Below are 13,622 nucleotides of genomic sequence, written 5' to 3'. Positions count from 1 at the left end.
TTAGATATCTATTTTTTGATATGTTATAACATAACTGTGTTGTTTTAATCCAGACTTTATGCCTATTCATGTCCTTACCCCCCAAGCTATTGAGCAGCAATTAGCCACCGCAGAGAAACTATGCAAACAGCGGCAAAAACGCTTCACTCCTATTCGCAAACAAGTTCTCGAGCTACTCATCACAGCTCAACGTGGCCTTAAAGCTTATGAGTTGCTCGACCTTGTAAAGCAAAAGCAACCCAATGCTGCCCCGCCTACGGTGTATCGCGCTTTAGAGTTCTTGACTGAAGAAGGCCTGATTCATCGTTTAGATGCAATTAATGCCTGGACAGCGTGTGTGGATGTGGCGGGCGAACCACATGATTTACTAGTGGTTTGTACCCAGTGCGGTGCGGTCGCCGAACTGCGTGCCCCCCGTCTAAGCCAGCAAATTACAGACTGCATTGTGCAAGCAGGTTTTGCTTTGTCTAGCCCTGAAACTGAATTACGCGCGCTTTGCTTGAACTGCTCTAAACCGTCCCCATCTGCCTAAACATATTTTTGTTATTTGCGCTTCAGTCTTTGCTGTGCTGTAATCGCTTAAATTTCTCATAAAGGCTTCACTTATGACCATTGCTCTAGAAAAAATGGTGCCTGTCACTGTTTTAACCGGCTTTTTAGGAGCAGGAAAAACCACCCTATTAAAGCGCATTTTGTCCGAATACCATGGGCGTCGTATTGCGGTGATTGAAAATGAGTTTGGGCCTGAAAACATCGATAACGAACTGCTTGTCCAAGAACAAGACGAGGAAATTATCGAGCTCAGCAATGGCTGCATCTGTTGTACGGTACGTGGCGACTTAATGCGCACACTCAATGACCTGCGTGTCAAACGTGAAAAGGGTGAACTCTCTTTTGAGCGCGTCATTATTGAAACCACAGGTATGGCCAACCCTGGCCCAGTGTGCCAAACCTTTTTTATGGATGATCACATTGCTGAATACTACCGTCTTGACGCAGTAGTCACGGTGGTCGATGCCAAGCACGGCATGGAGACACTCGATAAACAAAACGAGTCACAAAAACAAATTGGTTTTGCAGACAGGATCTTAATCTCTAAAAAAGACTTAGTCAGCGATGAGGACTACGAACGCTTACGCAAACGCATCATTCGCATTAATCCTCGTGCTACTATCTCTGCTGTACATTTTGGTGAAACGGATCTAAAAGAAATTTTGGACATTAGCGGCTTTAATCTAAATGCCGTTTTAGATATTGATCCCGATTTCTTGGCTGCAGACGATGCGCACCACGCCCATGATCACGATCATGACCATACGTGCGATGAGCATTGTGATCACGACCATGCACATCATAACCATGCGCCACACCAAGATAGTGTTAGTGCTTTTGTATTTAAGTCGCGTCGCCCTTTCGACCCAGACCGTCTCGAAGACTTCCTAAGCGGTGTGGTACAAATATACGGCCCCGATTTATTGCGTTACAAAGGGATTATCTACCTGAAAGGAGCAAACCGTCGTATGCTTTTTCAGGGGGTACATATGATGATGGGAGCCGAGCCCGGCAAACCGTGGCTAGGCAAAGAGAAACCTGAAACCAAGCTCGTCTTTATTGGTCACAGCCTGCCAAAAGACGTCTTTATGCAAGGTTTAGAGCAATGTCTAGTTTAATCTTTGTTTTTAGCCTAAACTTCCAAGGCTTAACATAGGCAGGAGCTTTAGCTCCACGATGATAAAAAGGGAACTATCATGGCAAGCAATGTCAGTACAAACCCAGATCAACTGTTAACAGTGGACGAACTCTTAGCAATGCCGGAATCCGACTACATGAATAGTCAGCAATTGGCATTTTTTGAAAATCGCTTACGCGAGCTAGAGCAAGAAATTCTCGCAAACGCCGGTGCTACTACCGAAAATTTGCGTGAAACCCAATTCGTTCCTGACCCTGCTGACCGCGCTACCATCGAGGAAGAGCATGCCTTAGAACTACGTACACGTGACCGTGAGCGTAAATTACTGAAAAAGGTACAGCAATCCTTAACGCTTATTGAAACAGGCGAATACGGTTGGTGCGAAGAAACAGGCGAGCCCATTGGCTTACAGCGTTTACTTGCACGCCCTACGGCTAATCTATCTTTAGAAGCCCAAGAGCGTCGTGAAAAACGTCAAAAGCTCTATGGCGACTAAGTCTTACTCATAAAGCTCGCTTTGCCATTTGAAAGCCACTCAGAGAGTGGCTTTCTGTATTTGGGCTCTTGAATTCAAATCGCTTGCCCCCACGTATAGAAAACATAACGCAAAGGATCACAATGGAACAATATCACGCCACTACTATTATTGCCGTCCGCCGCGGCAACGAAGTCGCCATTGGCGGCGACGGCCAAGTTACCTTAGGCAACGTGGTCGTCAAAGGCACAGCCCGTAAAATTCGTCGTTTGTATCGCGATCAGGTTCTGGCCGGCTTTGCAGGTGCTACTGCCGATGCATTTACTCTACAAGAGCGTTTTGAAGCCAAACTAGAAAAACACCATGGCCATTTATTACGTGCTGCTGTTGAGCTCACTCGTGATTGGCGTACCGACCGTGTTTTACGCCGTCTCGAAGCCATGCTTATTGTTGCAGACAAAGAGCACACCTTAATTCTGACAGGCAATGGCGACGTGCTAGAGCCCGAGCATGGCTTAGCGGCCATCGGCTCAGGTGGTTCCTATGCACAATCAGCGGGTTTAGCGTTATTACATAACACTGATTTAAGCCCTGCTGAAATCGTCAAAAAATCTTTAGAAATCGCCGGTGATTTGTGTATTTACACTAACCAAAATCACGTTATCGAAACTTTATAATTACTTAGTGTTAGGTTGTCTATATGTCAGCAACTACTATGACCCCCGCTGAAATCGTTTCCGAATTGGACAAAAACATTGTCGGCCAAAACAAAGCCAAACGCTCTGTAGCCGTTGCATTACGCAATCGCTGGCGTCGTCAACAAGTCGCAGAGCCCCTGCGCAACGAAATTGTACCTAAAAACATTTTAATGATTGGGCCTACTGGTGTAGGTAAAACTGAAATTGCACGTCGGCTTGCTAAACTAGCCAATGCCCCTTTTATTAAAGTCGAAGCCACCAAATTCACCGAAGTGGGTTATGTAGGGCGTGATGTAGAAACCATTATTCGTGACTTGGTTGATGCTTCTGTCAAACAGACCCGTGAAATAGAAATGCGTCGTGTCCGCACCCAAGCCGAAGACGCCGCCGAAGACCGTGTTCTCGATGCCCTTTTACCTCCTGCACGTAATGCTATAGGCGAACCCGAGCGCGAAGAAAGCACCACTCGCCAAACGTTCCGTAAACGCTTACGTGAAGGCAAGCTGGACGATACCGAGATTGACATTGAAGTTGCTCAAGCCATGCCTCAGATGGAAATTATGGCCCCTCCCGGTATGGAGGAAATGACCGAGCAATTGCGCAGCATGTTTGCGGGCCTAGGCCAAGACAAAACCAAAAGCAAAAAGATGAAAGTCAAAGAAGCCTACAAGCTATTGGTCGAGGAAGAAGCCGCAAAACGTGTTAATGAAGAGGAATTACGTACTGCAGCTGTACGCAACGCCGAACAAAACGGTATTGTATTTTTAGACGAAATTGACAAAATCACGGCTCGCGAAGGAAACACCAGCGGCGAGGTGTCACGTCAAGGGGTGCAGCGTGACTTGCTTCCCTTGGTAGAGGGCACCACAGTAAACACCAAATACGGTGTAGTGCGTACTGACCATATTTTATTTATTGCGTCGGGTGCGTTCCATTTATCACGCCCCTCTGATTTGATCCCCGAGCTTCAAGGTCGTTTTCCTATACGTGTTGAACTGGATTCGCTTACAGCAGATGACTTTGTTCAAATCCTTAATGACACTGACTCCTCATTAACTAAGCAATATGCAGCGCTCATGGCAACCGAGTCCGTCAATCTTGAGTTCAAAGACGACGGCATCCGTCGCTTGGCTGAATTGGCTTTCGAGGTGAATGAACGCACTGAAAATATCGGCGCACGACGTTTATACACCGTCATGGAAAAGCTACTTGAGGACTTGTCTTACGAGGCCGGCTCCAAAGGTGAAATGTCTGTCACCGTTGATGCTGCTTATGTTAATGAGCAACTCGAAGAAACTGCCGCAAGCCAAGACTTGGCACGCTATGTACTGTAGTTAAAGCTACAAAGCCAACTCCAAGGACGCCCTAGAGCGTCCTTTTTTATTAAAAAGCACTAACAGCGCTGCAAAACAACGATTTACTCAAGCGACTTATTTACTTATTTTTATGATTACATACTGATCATTACGACGCTCGGCCGTAAATTTCACTTTGTCCCCAGGCTCTATACCGGCTAATTGGTCCATTTGAATTAGGTACACCAATGTCATCGCAGGTAGTTGTAAGGTCTCTATAGCCCCGTGCTTTAATGTGATCTTCCCTGCTTCGGCATCGATGCGACGTACCTCGCCTGAGGCGCTGCCTTGTTGAGCCTGAGCGGAACTGACCACCGCTACGGTTCCAGCTAATGCTAAGCCAACGGCAGCCACAGAACGAATAGATACTAAAGACATAGGTTTCCCCTTAAAATAAAGCGTAACTCATTTTACAACGAGGTTTTAGTGTGAACGAAGTATTTGGCAACTATGTATTGCGCGCAGCAACCCCTGACGATGTGCCTCAAATTATAAATTTAATGCGAGACATGGCCGAATTTGAAAAACTGCTTGACCAGTTTCAGGCCACAAACGAGCTGGTGCATCACAGTCTTTTTTCCACGGCTCCTACGGCTCGTGCATTGGTTATTACACCCAAAGACCAACCAGATCACCTCGTCGCCTACATTTTTTGGTTTCACAACTACTCTACTTTTAAAGCCAAACGTGGGCTTTACCTAGAAGACATTTACATTGCGCCTGAACATCGCGGTCAAGGGCTAGGTGGTTTTGTTTTAAAAAAACTGGCTCAAAAAGCCCTTGAGTTAGATTGCGGTCGTTTCGAATGGGTAGTTTTAGACTGGAACCAAAACGCCATTGATTTTTATGAACACCATGGCGCTCAAGTCTTAACCGATTGGCGTATTGTGCGCGTAGAAAATGAAGCCTTATTCCATTTAGCGCAGGCAACTTAGCCCTATTTAACCACTTAGAAATCATGAGGTCGATAGCTCGACCTCTGCTTTTATCAAATCGCGCGGAAAACCCCGCCGTTCAGGGTGGAGAGGAATAGCGCGGACGCGCTAGCGTCTTTGTATTAGCTTGGGTTGCTCAATGTATTGTCGGACGATCTCGATAGGCGCACCGCCACAGCTTGCGGCAAAGTAGCTAGGCGACCAGAGGGCGCCACCCCATAATTTGTTGTGAATGCTCGGATACTGCTTTTTGCGAATCATCCGGCTTGATACGCCTTTCAAACTATTTACCAGTGCCGACACGGCGACCTTGGGGGGATAGTTGACCAACAAGTGAACATGGTCGTCCCCACCGTCGAACTCTACCAATTCTGCCTCAAAGTCCGAACAGACGCCCGCAAAGAGGTCACGCAAGTCGTCAAGAATTTCTTTGGGGAACACACCACGGCGGTACTTTGTCAAAAAGACCAAGTGAACGTGCATGTTAAAAACACAGTGTCTACCGCGTCTAATGTCGTTGTTTTTCTTCATAGGCCAAGTATAATTCTTCGTATGAAACGATGGCAAGCCTATCGATACGAACTCAAGCCTAACAGCGCTCAGCGACGCGATATGCGCCGCTTTGCTGGTGCGTGTCGTTTCGTGTTCAATCGGGCGTTGGCGTGGCAAAAAGAGCGTTATGCCGCCGACAGCACGACGAAATTCAGCTATACCGTTCTGGCTAATTTCCTGCCCGCTTGGAAGAAGGATAAGGAAACAGAGTGGCTGAAACACGCACCAAGCCAGTGCTTGCAACAAACGCTTAAAGACCTCGAGCGTGCCTACAAGAATTTCTTTGCCAAACGCGCTGATTTCCCCCGCTTCAAGAAAAAAGGCCAGTCAGACCGTTTCCGCTACCCGCAAGGCTGCAAACTCGATCAGGAAAACAGTCGTATCTTTCTGCCGAAACTTGGCTGGGTACGCTACCGCAACAGTCGCGAGGTACTGGGCACGGTGAAAAACGTCACCGTGAGTCATAAGGCAGGCAGATGGTTCATCAGCATCCAGACCGAACGTGACGTGGAGCAACCGGTTGCGCAGGGCACGTCAGCGGTTGGCATCGATCTGGGTGTGGCGCGTTTTGCCACGCTATCGGACGGCACGTACTATGCACCGCTCAACAGCTTCAAGCGGCACGAAACCGCCCTGCGTAAAGCGCAGCAAGCAGTCAGCCGCAAAATCAAATTCAGCCACAACTGGAAGAAGGCGAAAGCCCGCGTCCAGCGTATTCACTCCCGCATCGGTAACGCCCGCCGCGACTACCTACATAAAGCCACGACCGCTATCAGCCAAAACCACGCGATGGTGTGTATCGAGGACTTAAAGGTACGCCACATGAGCAAGTCGGCAGCAGGCACAACCGAGCAACCGGGGCGAAACGTTCGGGCCAAGTCCGGTCTGAATAAAGCCATTTTGGATCAAGGCTGGTTCGAATTCCGCCGTCAGCTAGACTACAAACTGGCGTGGGCAGGAGGTTGGCTCGTTGTCGTACCCCCGCACTACACCAGTCAGACCTGCCCTGAATGTGGGCATTGCAGTAAAGAAAATCGCCCTACGCAAGCGCAGTTCCGATGTGTTGAGTGTGGTGTCGAGGAAAACGCCGATGTGGTCGGCGCGATCAATGTATTAAGGGCGGGGCACGCCCGGTTCGCCTGTGAAGTGAGCGGTGCAGTAATGCCGCCAGCAGCAGGAACCCACCGAAGCGACTCTGGGACGGCTCAACGCCTCCCTTGAGCGCTGTAGGAATCCCCGGCCTTTAGGCGGGGGAGGATGTCAACTCCAATAAGCCCCAGTTTGGTGCAACTGGTTTTCCGCGGCGTGCAAACCGCTTAATGCTTTTTTACCGGTTCGAGCCAGTATTTGTTCAATGAGTCCCTCTACCAATGCCATTGCAGCGGTGCTGGACGGAAAAAAAGAGGGAACTGAGGTACCAAACAACAAGGTGCATTCGGCCTCTAAAGCAATGGGTGCAACATGACTGTCACAAATCGCAATCACCTTGCAGCCACTTTCTATTGCCGCCTCATAAACACGCACGCTTTCTTGTGAGTACGGTGCAAATGCAACCAACACTACCACGTCACCCACCTGAAAATCACGTAATTCCATTTCTAAAGTACCTGCCTCTGTACGGATCATCGTCACACTAGGGCGAAATAAACGGTACAAATAATAAAAACTAAATGCAGCAGCATGAGACGCCCTAAAGCCAGCCACATGTACACGCTTGGCTTTCACAATGGTTTCAACAGCTTGTTTTAATGGCGTGGCGTTAGATTCAGCTAAATGCTGTACATTTTGTGCCTGAGCTTGGATCACACGATTAAACATGCTGGAGGGATGGCGACTGCGCATCACGGCCTCAGCTTGTTCGGTGTACGTCATAGGAGTTTGACGTAATGACTGCACAAAAATTTCTTTCAGCTCTGACCAACCGGCATAGCCTAAAGACTGCGCTAACCGTACCAGTGTTGCGGGCTGCACTCCGGCCTGTGTCGCTATAGTACGCATGGAGGCAATAGGCACATCGCCTGGCTTATCTATTAAATAACGCGCCCCGATTTGAAACTGAGGCGGCATCGCCGCATATTCAGACTGCAATAGCTGAATCAACGTCTCTAAGTTGTGAGGTGTTCGTTTTTTCTTTCCCATTCTTTGACCCTATCGCCGCAAATGCGGCATTAAGACAACAAATACAATGAATCATAGTGTTTCCTACGACCTAAGCCTTGATTTATTTGTTGCAAGCGCTACTCTATAAGAAACGAATGTATCTTATTAGCATTTCACGCAACACTTGATCCAGACCCTTTATAAAAGCAGGTTGCCATGACACACGTATTTCATCGTAATCCAAATCATTCCTTGCCCACTGCTATAGCAGGTGAAGGAATAGAGCTCATTGACCAAAACGGCAAACGCTATATCGATGCTTCGGGAGGTGCGGCAGTCTCTTGCTTAGGTCATAGTCACAGCGACGTGATACAAGCCATCCATCAGCAAATTGATGCAGTGGCGTATGCTCACACCTCTTTTTTCACCAATGAAGCAGCAGAAGAGCTCGCGACATTTTTAGCAGAGCGTGCCCCAGGCGACTTAAATCACGTGTATTACGTTTCTGGTGGCTCCGAAGCGGTAGAGGCTGCTCTAAAACTAGCGCGCCAATACTTTGTCGAACTGAATCAACCCTCTCGTCGATTATTTATTGCCAGACGGCAGAGCTATCATGGCAATACCTTGGGTGCCTTAGCAATTGGTGGTAACGCGTGGCGCAGAGCTCCTTTTTTACCACTACTTACCGAAGCCCATCATGTTTCACCTTGCTACGCTTACCGCGACCAAGCAGAAAATGAAACCGAGCTTGATTATGGCTTGCGCTTGGCCGCAGAGCTAGAGCAAAAAATTCTGGACTTAGGCCCCGATAATGTAGCGGCTTTTATTGCTGAACCCATTGTAGGAGCCACCGCTGGCGTCTTGCCTCCGGTTCAAGGCTATCTTCAAGCCATTCGTGACGTGTGTGACAAGTACGGAGTGCTCTTGATCTTTGATGAGGTCATGTGTGGCATGGGCCGTACAGGCCACTTGTTTGCTTGCGCTGAAGATAAGGTTGCCCCAGATATCCTTACTATTGCTAAGGGCTTGGGTGCCGGTTATCAGCCTATAGGTGCCATGTTAGCTAGCAGTAAAATTTACCATACCATAATCAATGGGTCGGGCTTTTTTCAACACGGTCATACTTATATGGGGCACGCGACCGCCTGCGCCGCTGCACTCGCTGTGCAAAAAGTGATTGAACGTGATGGCCTTTTAAAAAATGTTCAAGCGCGTGGCAATCAATTACGCCAAGAGTTACACAAGCAACTAGACACACACCCCAATGTAGGCAATATTCGTGGTCGTGGTTTAATGGTGGGTATAGAGCTGGTCGCCGACAAATACAGTAAAACTCCGCTTGATCATACCGCTAAAACTCATGCTAAGTTACGTCAAACCGCTATGGAAAAAGGGCTTTTACTCTACCCAATGGGTGGAACCGTAGATGGCGTACATGGAGACCATATTTTGTTGGCTCCGCCTTTTATTTGTGATGAAGCGGATATCACGCGTATTGTAGAGCTTGTCAGCGCTACTATTCACGAGGTCTTACCACCTGTTATTGAACCCGTCGCTCTGCGCGCATAACTCTGGGAAATTAATCATGGCTCGCTTGCCGTATGCAGACTTAAACAACCCTGATATTCATAAACTAGTCACCCAAATTGAAGCCGAACGCGGCAGTGTAATTCATCTTTACCAGATGCTTTTACATAGCCCTGCTGTAGCCCAAGGTTGGTTAAATCACCTTACTGGCATTCGCCTTAAAAGCCAAGTTGCAGGCGATTTACGTGAACTCATTATTATGCGTGTTGCCCTAGTCAATCGGGCTCCATACGAAGCAGACCAACACGCACCTATTGCACTAAACGAAGGCATCACCCAAGCCCAACTCGATGCGCTAGCCCACTGGGAGCAGCACCTGGACTTGTTTTCTGACAAAGAACAAGCCGTGTTGGCGTATACCGATGCTATGACACGTGACATTCAGGTTCCAGAGGCTGTTTATCAGGCCATTGCAGCGCAATTTGACGCCCAAACGGTTGTGGAGCTAACCGCCACCATCGCCACCTACAATATGGTGTCGCGCTTTCTGGAAGCCTTGCACATCCACAGTGATGACATTAAGCACACACCTATTCCTTAAATTCACCGCGCTAGGTTTTTAGGCCCGTTGGGCCTTATTCATTCGGGTAGACGTCTTGGGGCAAGGTAAACTGATCTGCTCGACCGTCATAGCGTATGTTTTGTTTCATAGCCCAAGTTGATAACTCAAATAAAATAGGCAAAATGCCATAATCATTGAGCACTTCGGCGGACGCCTCCTCAAGCACAACAGCTCGCTGATCCTCATCCAAGGTGCGCATAGATTGACGGATTAACTCATCTAAGCGCGGGTTGCTGTACTGGCTCCAGTTGGTAATACCGTGCCCTAGCGCAGGATCGGGGGTCATAGTTAAAGCTATTAATGGGTTACTCATCTCCCCCGTCACTGCCGACCAGCCTGATAAATAGCTACTAAATGCATACTGATCACGTTGCTTAAAAAATAGCGCTGGTGTAAATAGCTCTACATTGACCTCTACCCCTACTTGAGCCCACATACTGGCAATAGCCTGGGCTAAATGCTCGTCATTACGATAACGCCCCACTGGGGCTCCTAACGATAGAGTAAAACCATTCGGATAGCCCGCTTGTTTTAATAGTTTTCGTGCTTGCTCTAGATCAGGCAAAGGCGCTAAAGCAAAGCGTTCATTCGTACCAAAATTTGGATAACTCAATAAATTGCCTGCGGACTGAGCTACACCCTGCATAACCTGTTGAACTAAGGCTTCACGATCAATAGCAAGTGACAACGCTTTTCGAACCCGTTGATCTGACAATGGATTTCTGCCATCGGTGCCTTTAATACCATTGGGCAACTCTGGCCCCTGATTTAAGCTAATGTAAATCAAACGTAATGACGGCATTTTTTGAATAAAAATCGTTGGCATTTTTTCTAAACGGGCTATATCCGCCACAGGAGGTGCTTCAATCATATCCACCACCCCTGTTACCAATGCCTCAACCCGTTTATGCCCATCTACAATTGGCTTGAACACCACGCGATTCCAGGAGGGTTTATCAGCCCAATAATGCGGATTGCGGGTTAATACAAGCTCGGTGCCTTTATGCCAGTAATCAAGCTGGTAAGGTCCGGTACCGGCTAAGGCATGAGTTCGATCCAAAGGAGCCTGATCTGAGTCGGCTACACCCTCTTGTTGTGCCAAACGCTGCGATAAAATAGGAATCATAGCCAGATTAGCAAGCAATACCGGTGCAGGGCCATCTGTTTCAATTTGGACCGTGTGCGTATCTAAAGCGACTACTTTTTTGACTTGACTCAAATACAGCGCATAAGAAGACGGGCTATTACGGATCTTAAACACACGCTCATAGCTGTAAACCACATCGGCTGCAGTAAAAGGAGAGCCATCACTAAACAATACATTGGGACGTAAATAAAAAGTCCACGTATTGCCCTCCACATGCCACGATTGAGCCAAAGCAGGAACCGCCACAGACTGACTATTTTTTCTTACTAGAGGGTCAAACAACGTGGCTGCCAACTGCACATTAGGCGTAAATGACTGATAGTGCGGATCAATAGCCGTGGGCTCCTCCTGAAGAGCTACTGTCAATGTTTGTGCTTGTAGTGCTGAAACACTAAGCCCTATAACGTAGACTAGGCGAATAACCCCTCTCTTGCCCTTAGTGAATAGAGTCATGCTGTTCTCCTAAAAATAGCGTACAGAGGTTACTTTTACACCCTCATAGTAGCTGTATTTTAATCAGCCTGTCTTGTGTCGTGCTTTTATTCATGAAAAAACCCCTAAGTCATACTTAGGGGTTTGTGATTTGCCAAGAATAGGCTTAGAGCATTTCTCGTCCTTCACGCTTTGCGGCGCGAATATCTCTGAACAAAGAAACCAGCAATAAGACCAGTATTCCTGCAGACATCACCGGCCAAATTAAAATATAAATGGATAAGGCAGTTAAGTTCATGGAATACCTCTTAATTAGTTTTGGGGTTGAGTAATAGCCATCACCGCTTCTTGCTCTTCATGGAAAGCCGTAACGCGCTCGGCCAACACAGAAAAGTCAAAACGCTCAGTGCTTCTCCAGCTCATCACTACACAAACGAAAGCACTCACGCCGTAAGAAGTTAACGAGCCTAACAAAACTGTGTAGTCACGTAAAAACCCAACAAAATAGTACATCGATACAAAGCTAACAATAGCAGCAACCACAATAGCTACTACACGGGGAAAGAAAGCAAATGCCATTAAACCCGCTACTACACCTGCACCAATAGATGCTGCCAGCTCAAAGAACACTCCTATTGCGCCTGTTAATGGAACCAGTTCAAAGCGAACCAATGTGAACAAAAGCACGGCACTAACGACTGAGGTAGTGAAAGCACGGTTTGTCACACGATCCCAATAAAAACTAACAATCACTGGAAACACAATGGCTCCCCATAATGCCCCAACAAAAACGAGCATCACGAGAATATCTAAGCGCAAACTAGCAAACACCACGCCTAACATCGTTGCAATAATCATGGTAAAGCGCCCCCACCACAACATACGTTGAGGATTCGGTTTGCCTTTAGCCACGTTCTTACCGTAAATGTCTGTCATCACAATGGCTGAAAGAGCACATAAATCAGCATCTGCGGTAGAAGACAGCGAACCCACCACTAAAATAAAAAATAGTGCAATGCCCAAGGGCGGCAAATACATAGAGGCCATCTGAGGAATGATATTGTTCATATCACCGTTAGCAGGCTGAATGCCAGCAAACAAAGCTAATAAGCCCAACATCCCCAAACCAATAACCACTGCACCATATCCAACCGTAGCGGTTAAAAAGGTAGAGCGAATTAAATCCTCACGTACTGCAAACAAGCGTTGTGCAATGGTCTGGTTACCAATGGCATAGGCCAATACAGCGACAAAGTACGGAGCCCCTTGCTCTAATATGGCTGTAGTAGAAAAGAAGTTGGCCTGCTCTGCACTCAAGCGCCACATATTGTCAGCAAGAAAATCAGTGCCGCCTGCGTTATAAAAAATCAAAGGAATAATAACAACTGCAGCCAAAATCATGGCAACAAGCTGAGCAAAATCTGTTAATACCGAGGCCCTAAATCCAGACCACAAAGTATAAGACAACACGCCTAAGCCAGCAATTAACACACCTTGAATAAAGCTTAATGGGCTCAATACTGAAACTAATGCTCCTGCAGCAGTAAAGTTCACCATCAAACTAATACAACTACCTACCAAGTTTGAACCAGCCATAATCAACTGGCTGGAACGGCCGTGGCGTGCATGAATGACTTCAGCAAGCGTATGCGCTTCGGGAGCGAGCTTTCTAAAGCGGCGCCCAAAAGGATAAATAAACAAGATCATCAAAGCGCCCCAGAACCCATAGTGAATGGGGCCGGACAAGCCATACTTGAAACCCGAGGTTGCGCTAGCATAAAAAGAAGCTGCCCAAATCCACGTTGCAATCATACTCGCCGCCGACAAACCAAACCCAACGGCACTGTTTGAGACCATGTAACCATCCACGTTCTCATTACGGCGACTGATCATTAGTGACATTAAAAACGTCAACACATAGAACCCAACCAGCAACAGTAATGCGGTGGATGTTTTGAGTTGAAAAAACTCAGTTTCTCCCATTTTTCTTCTAACCCTTCTGCGTGAGCCACATCTTTTTTGGATTTATACATAGATGTTTGGCAAGGCGCCGTTTGCGCATCAATACGGTGGGCGGCACGAACCCCAC

15 protein-coding genes are annotated in these 13,622 nt (G+C 47.4%); 9 read left to right on the top strand and 6 right to left on the bottom strand.

All coding sequences use genetic code 11. The annotated features are described in order from the left end of the window. Positions 1-58 precede the first annotated feature (58 nt). From ACBP46_RS02470 to hslU, 5 genes are all read left to right on the top strand, one after another. Entirely contained in the window at positions 59-532 is a 474-nt protein-coding gene (locus ACBP46_RS02470) for a Fur family transcriptional regulator (RefSeq protein ID WP_371015149.1), read from the top strand. Between the two features lie 73 nt (positions 533-605). Further along, the gene (locus tag ACBP46_RS02465) at positions 606-1,670 is read left to right on the top strand and encodes a CobW family GTP-binding protein (protein WP_371015148.1); all 1,065 of its coding nucleotides are present in this window, start codon (positions 606-608) and stop codon (positions 1,668-1,670) included. Positions 1,671-1,748: 78 nt separating this feature from the next. Next, positions 1,749-2,186: an RNA polymerase-binding protein DksA gene (gene dksA, locus ACBP46_RS02460; protein ID WP_077734451.1), complete on the top strand. Its 438-nt coding sequence runs from the start codon at positions 1,749-1,751 to the stop codon at positions 2,184-2,186. A gap of 122 nt (positions 2,187-2,308) precedes the next feature. Continuing rightward, a complete protein-coding gene (gene hslV, locus ACBP46_RS02455) occupies positions 2,309-2,842 on the top strand; it encodes an ATP-dependent protease subunit HslV (RefSeq protein WP_371015146.1) in 534 nt (177 codons plus the stop codon). A 23-nt stretch (positions 2,843-2,865) separates the two neighbouring features. Continuing rightward, positions 2,866-4,197: an ATP-dependent protease ATPase subunit HslU gene (gene hslU, locus ACBP46_RS02450; protein WP_371015145.1), complete on the top strand. Its 1,332-nt coding sequence runs from the start codon at positions 2,866-2,868 to the stop codon at positions 4,195-4,197. 96 nt (positions 4,198-4,293) lie between these two features. Here hslU and ACBP46_RS02445 read toward each other — a convergent pair whose 3' ends face one another. Then, positions 4,294-4,596, bottom strand: a complete 303-nt coding sequence (locus tag ACBP46_RS02445; RefSeq protein ID WP_371015144.1) for a copper-binding protein — start codon at positions 4,594-4,596, stop codon at positions 4,294-4,296. A 122-nt stretch (positions 4,597-4,718) separates the two neighbouring features. Here ACBP46_RS02445 and ACBP46_RS02440 point away from each other — a divergent pair, with 122 nt between their 5' ends. Continuing rightward, a complete protein-coding gene (locus ACBP46_RS02440; RefSeq protein ID WP_371015410.1) occupies positions 4,719-5,153 on the top strand; it encodes a GNAT family N-acetyltransferase in 435 nt (144 codons plus the stop codon). 108 nt (positions 5,154-5,261) lie between these two features. Here ACBP46_RS02440 and tnpA read toward each other — a convergent pair whose 3' ends face one another. Beyond that, positions 5,262-5,684: an IS200/IS605 family transposase gene (gene tnpA, locus ACBP46_RS02435; RefSeq protein ID WP_371015143.1), complete on the bottom strand. Its 423-nt coding sequence runs from the start codon at positions 5,682-5,684 to the stop codon at positions 5,262-5,264. A 21-nt stretch (positions 5,685-5,705) separates the two neighbouring features. Here tnpA and ACBP46_RS02430 point away from each other — a divergent pair, with 21 nt between their 5' ends. Continuing rightward, entirely contained in the window at positions 5,706-6,926 is a 1,221-nt protein-coding gene (locus ACBP46_RS02430) for an RNA-guided endonuclease InsQ/TnpB family protein (RefSeq protein WP_371015142.1), read from the top strand. A gap of 39 nt (positions 6,927-6,965) precedes the next feature. On the opposite strand, the gene ACBP46_RS02425 is transcribed toward ACBP46_RS02430, so the two are convergent. Further along, the gene (locus ACBP46_RS02425; protein ID WP_371015141.1) at positions 6,966-7,844 is read right to left on the bottom strand and encodes a MurR/RpiR family transcriptional regulator; all 879 of its coding nucleotides are present in this window, start codon (positions 7,842-7,844) and stop codon (positions 6,966-6,968) included. 177 nt (positions 7,845-8,021) lie between these two features. Between ACBP46_RS02425 and ACBP46_RS02420 the strand changes: the two genes are divergently transcribed. Beyond that, positions 8,022-9,374: an aspartate aminotransferase family protein gene (locus ACBP46_RS02420; protein WP_371015140.1), complete on the top strand. Its 1,353-nt coding sequence runs from the start codon at positions 8,022-8,024 to the stop codon at positions 9,372-9,374. Positions 9,375-9,390: 16 nt separating this feature from the next. Beyond that, positions 9,391-9,933, top strand: a complete 543-nt coding sequence (locus ACBP46_RS02415) for a carboxymuconolactone decarboxylase family protein (RefSeq protein ID WP_371015139.1) — start codon at positions 9,391-9,393, stop codon at positions 9,931-9,933. A gap of 34 nt (positions 9,934-9,967) precedes the next feature. On the opposite strand, the gene ACBP46_RS02410 is transcribed toward ACBP46_RS02415, so the two are convergent. The 3 genes from ACBP46_RS02410 to ACBP46_RS02400 form a co-directional block, all read right to left on the bottom strand. After that, on the bottom strand, positions 9,968-11,554 hold the full coding sequence (locus ACBP46_RS02410) for an ABC transporter substrate-binding protein (protein WP_371015138.1): 1,587 nt from the start codon (positions 11,552-11,554) through the stop codon (positions 9,968-9,970). Positions 11,555-11,699: 145 nt separating this feature from the next. Further along, positions 11,700-11,831 carry a putative transporter small subunit gene (locus ACBP46_RS02405; protein WP_371015137.1) on the bottom strand — a complete coding sequence of 44 codons (132 nt, stop codon included), beginning with the start codon at positions 11,829-11,831 and terminating at the stop codon, positions 11,700-11,702. 14 nt (positions 11,832-11,845) lie between these two features. Further along, a complete protein-coding gene (locus tag ACBP46_RS02400; protein ID WP_371015136.1) occupies positions 11,846-13,516 on the bottom strand; it encodes a sodium:solute symporter family protein in 1,671 nt (556 codons plus the stop codon). Between the last annotated feature and the right edge of the window lie 106 nt (positions 13,517-13,622).

This window comes from Paenalcaligenes hominis, from assembly GCF_041359055.1.
Lineage (GTDB): Bacteria > Pseudomonadota > Gammaproteobacteria > Burkholderiales > Burkholderiaceae_B > Paenalcaligenes > Paenalcaligenes hominis_A.
Note: the sequence above shows the minus strand (reverse complement) of the source record. Positions and strands in the feature narration are given on the sequence as shown.

Bases quoted from the DNA above. Each gene is read 5' to 3' on its own strand.
- ACBP46_RS02470 (WP_371015149.1), top strand. From the start codon at position 59: ATGCCTATTCATGTCCTTACCCCCCAAGCTATTGAGCAGCAATTAGCC.
- ACBP46_RS02465 (WP_371015148.1), top strand. From the start codon at position 606: ATGACCATTGCTCTAGAAAAAATGGTGCCTGTCACTGTTTTAACCGGC.
- dksA (WP_077734451.1), top strand. From the start codon at position 1,749: ATGGCAAGCAATGTCAGTACAAACCCAGATCAACTGTTAACAGTGGAC.
- hslV (WP_371015146.1), top strand. From the start codon at position 2,309: ATGGAACAATATCACGCCACTACTATTATTGCCGTCCGCCGCGGCAAC.
- hslU (WP_371015145.1), top strand. From the start codon at position 2,866: ATGTCAGCAACTACTATGACCCCCGCTGAAATCGTTTCCGAATTGGAC.
- ACBP46_RS02445 (WP_371015144.1), bottom strand. From the start codon at position 4,596: ATGTCTTTAGTATCTATTCGTTCTGTGGCTGCCGTTGGCTTAGCATTA.
- ACBP46_RS02440 (WP_371015410.1), top strand. From the start codon at position 4,719: ATGCGAGACATGGCCGAATTTGAAAAACTGCTTGACCAGTTTCAGGCC.
- tnpA (WP_371015143.1), bottom strand. From the start codon at position 5,684: ATGAAGAAAAACAACGACATTAGACGCGGTAGACACTGTGTTTTTAAC.
- ACBP46_RS02430 (WP_371015142.1), top strand. From the start codon at position 5,706: ATGAAACGATGGCAAGCCTATCGATACGAACTCAAGCCTAACAGCGCT.
- ACBP46_RS02425 (WP_371015141.1), bottom strand. From the start codon at position 7,844: ATGGGAAAGAAAAAACGAACACCTCACAACTTAGAGACGTTGATTCAG.
- ACBP46_RS02420 (WP_371015140.1), top strand. From the start codon at position 8,022: ATGACACACGTATTTCATCGTAATCCAAATCATTCCTTGCCCACTGCT.
- ACBP46_RS02415 (WP_371015139.1), top strand. From the start codon at position 9,391: ATGGCTCGCTTGCCGTATGCAGACTTAAACAACCCTGATATTCATAAA.
- ACBP46_RS02410 (WP_371015138.1), bottom strand. From the start codon at position 11,554: ATGACTCTATTCACTAAGGGCAAGAGAGGGGTTATTCGCCTAGTCTAC.
- ACBP46_RS02405 (WP_371015137.1), bottom strand. From the start codon at position 11,831: ATGAACTTAACTGCCTTATCCATTTATATTTTAATTTGGCCGGTGATG.
- ACBP46_RS02400 (WP_371015136.1), bottom strand. From the start codon at position 13,516: ATGGGAGAAACTGAGTTTTTTCAACTCAAAACATCCACCGCATTACTG.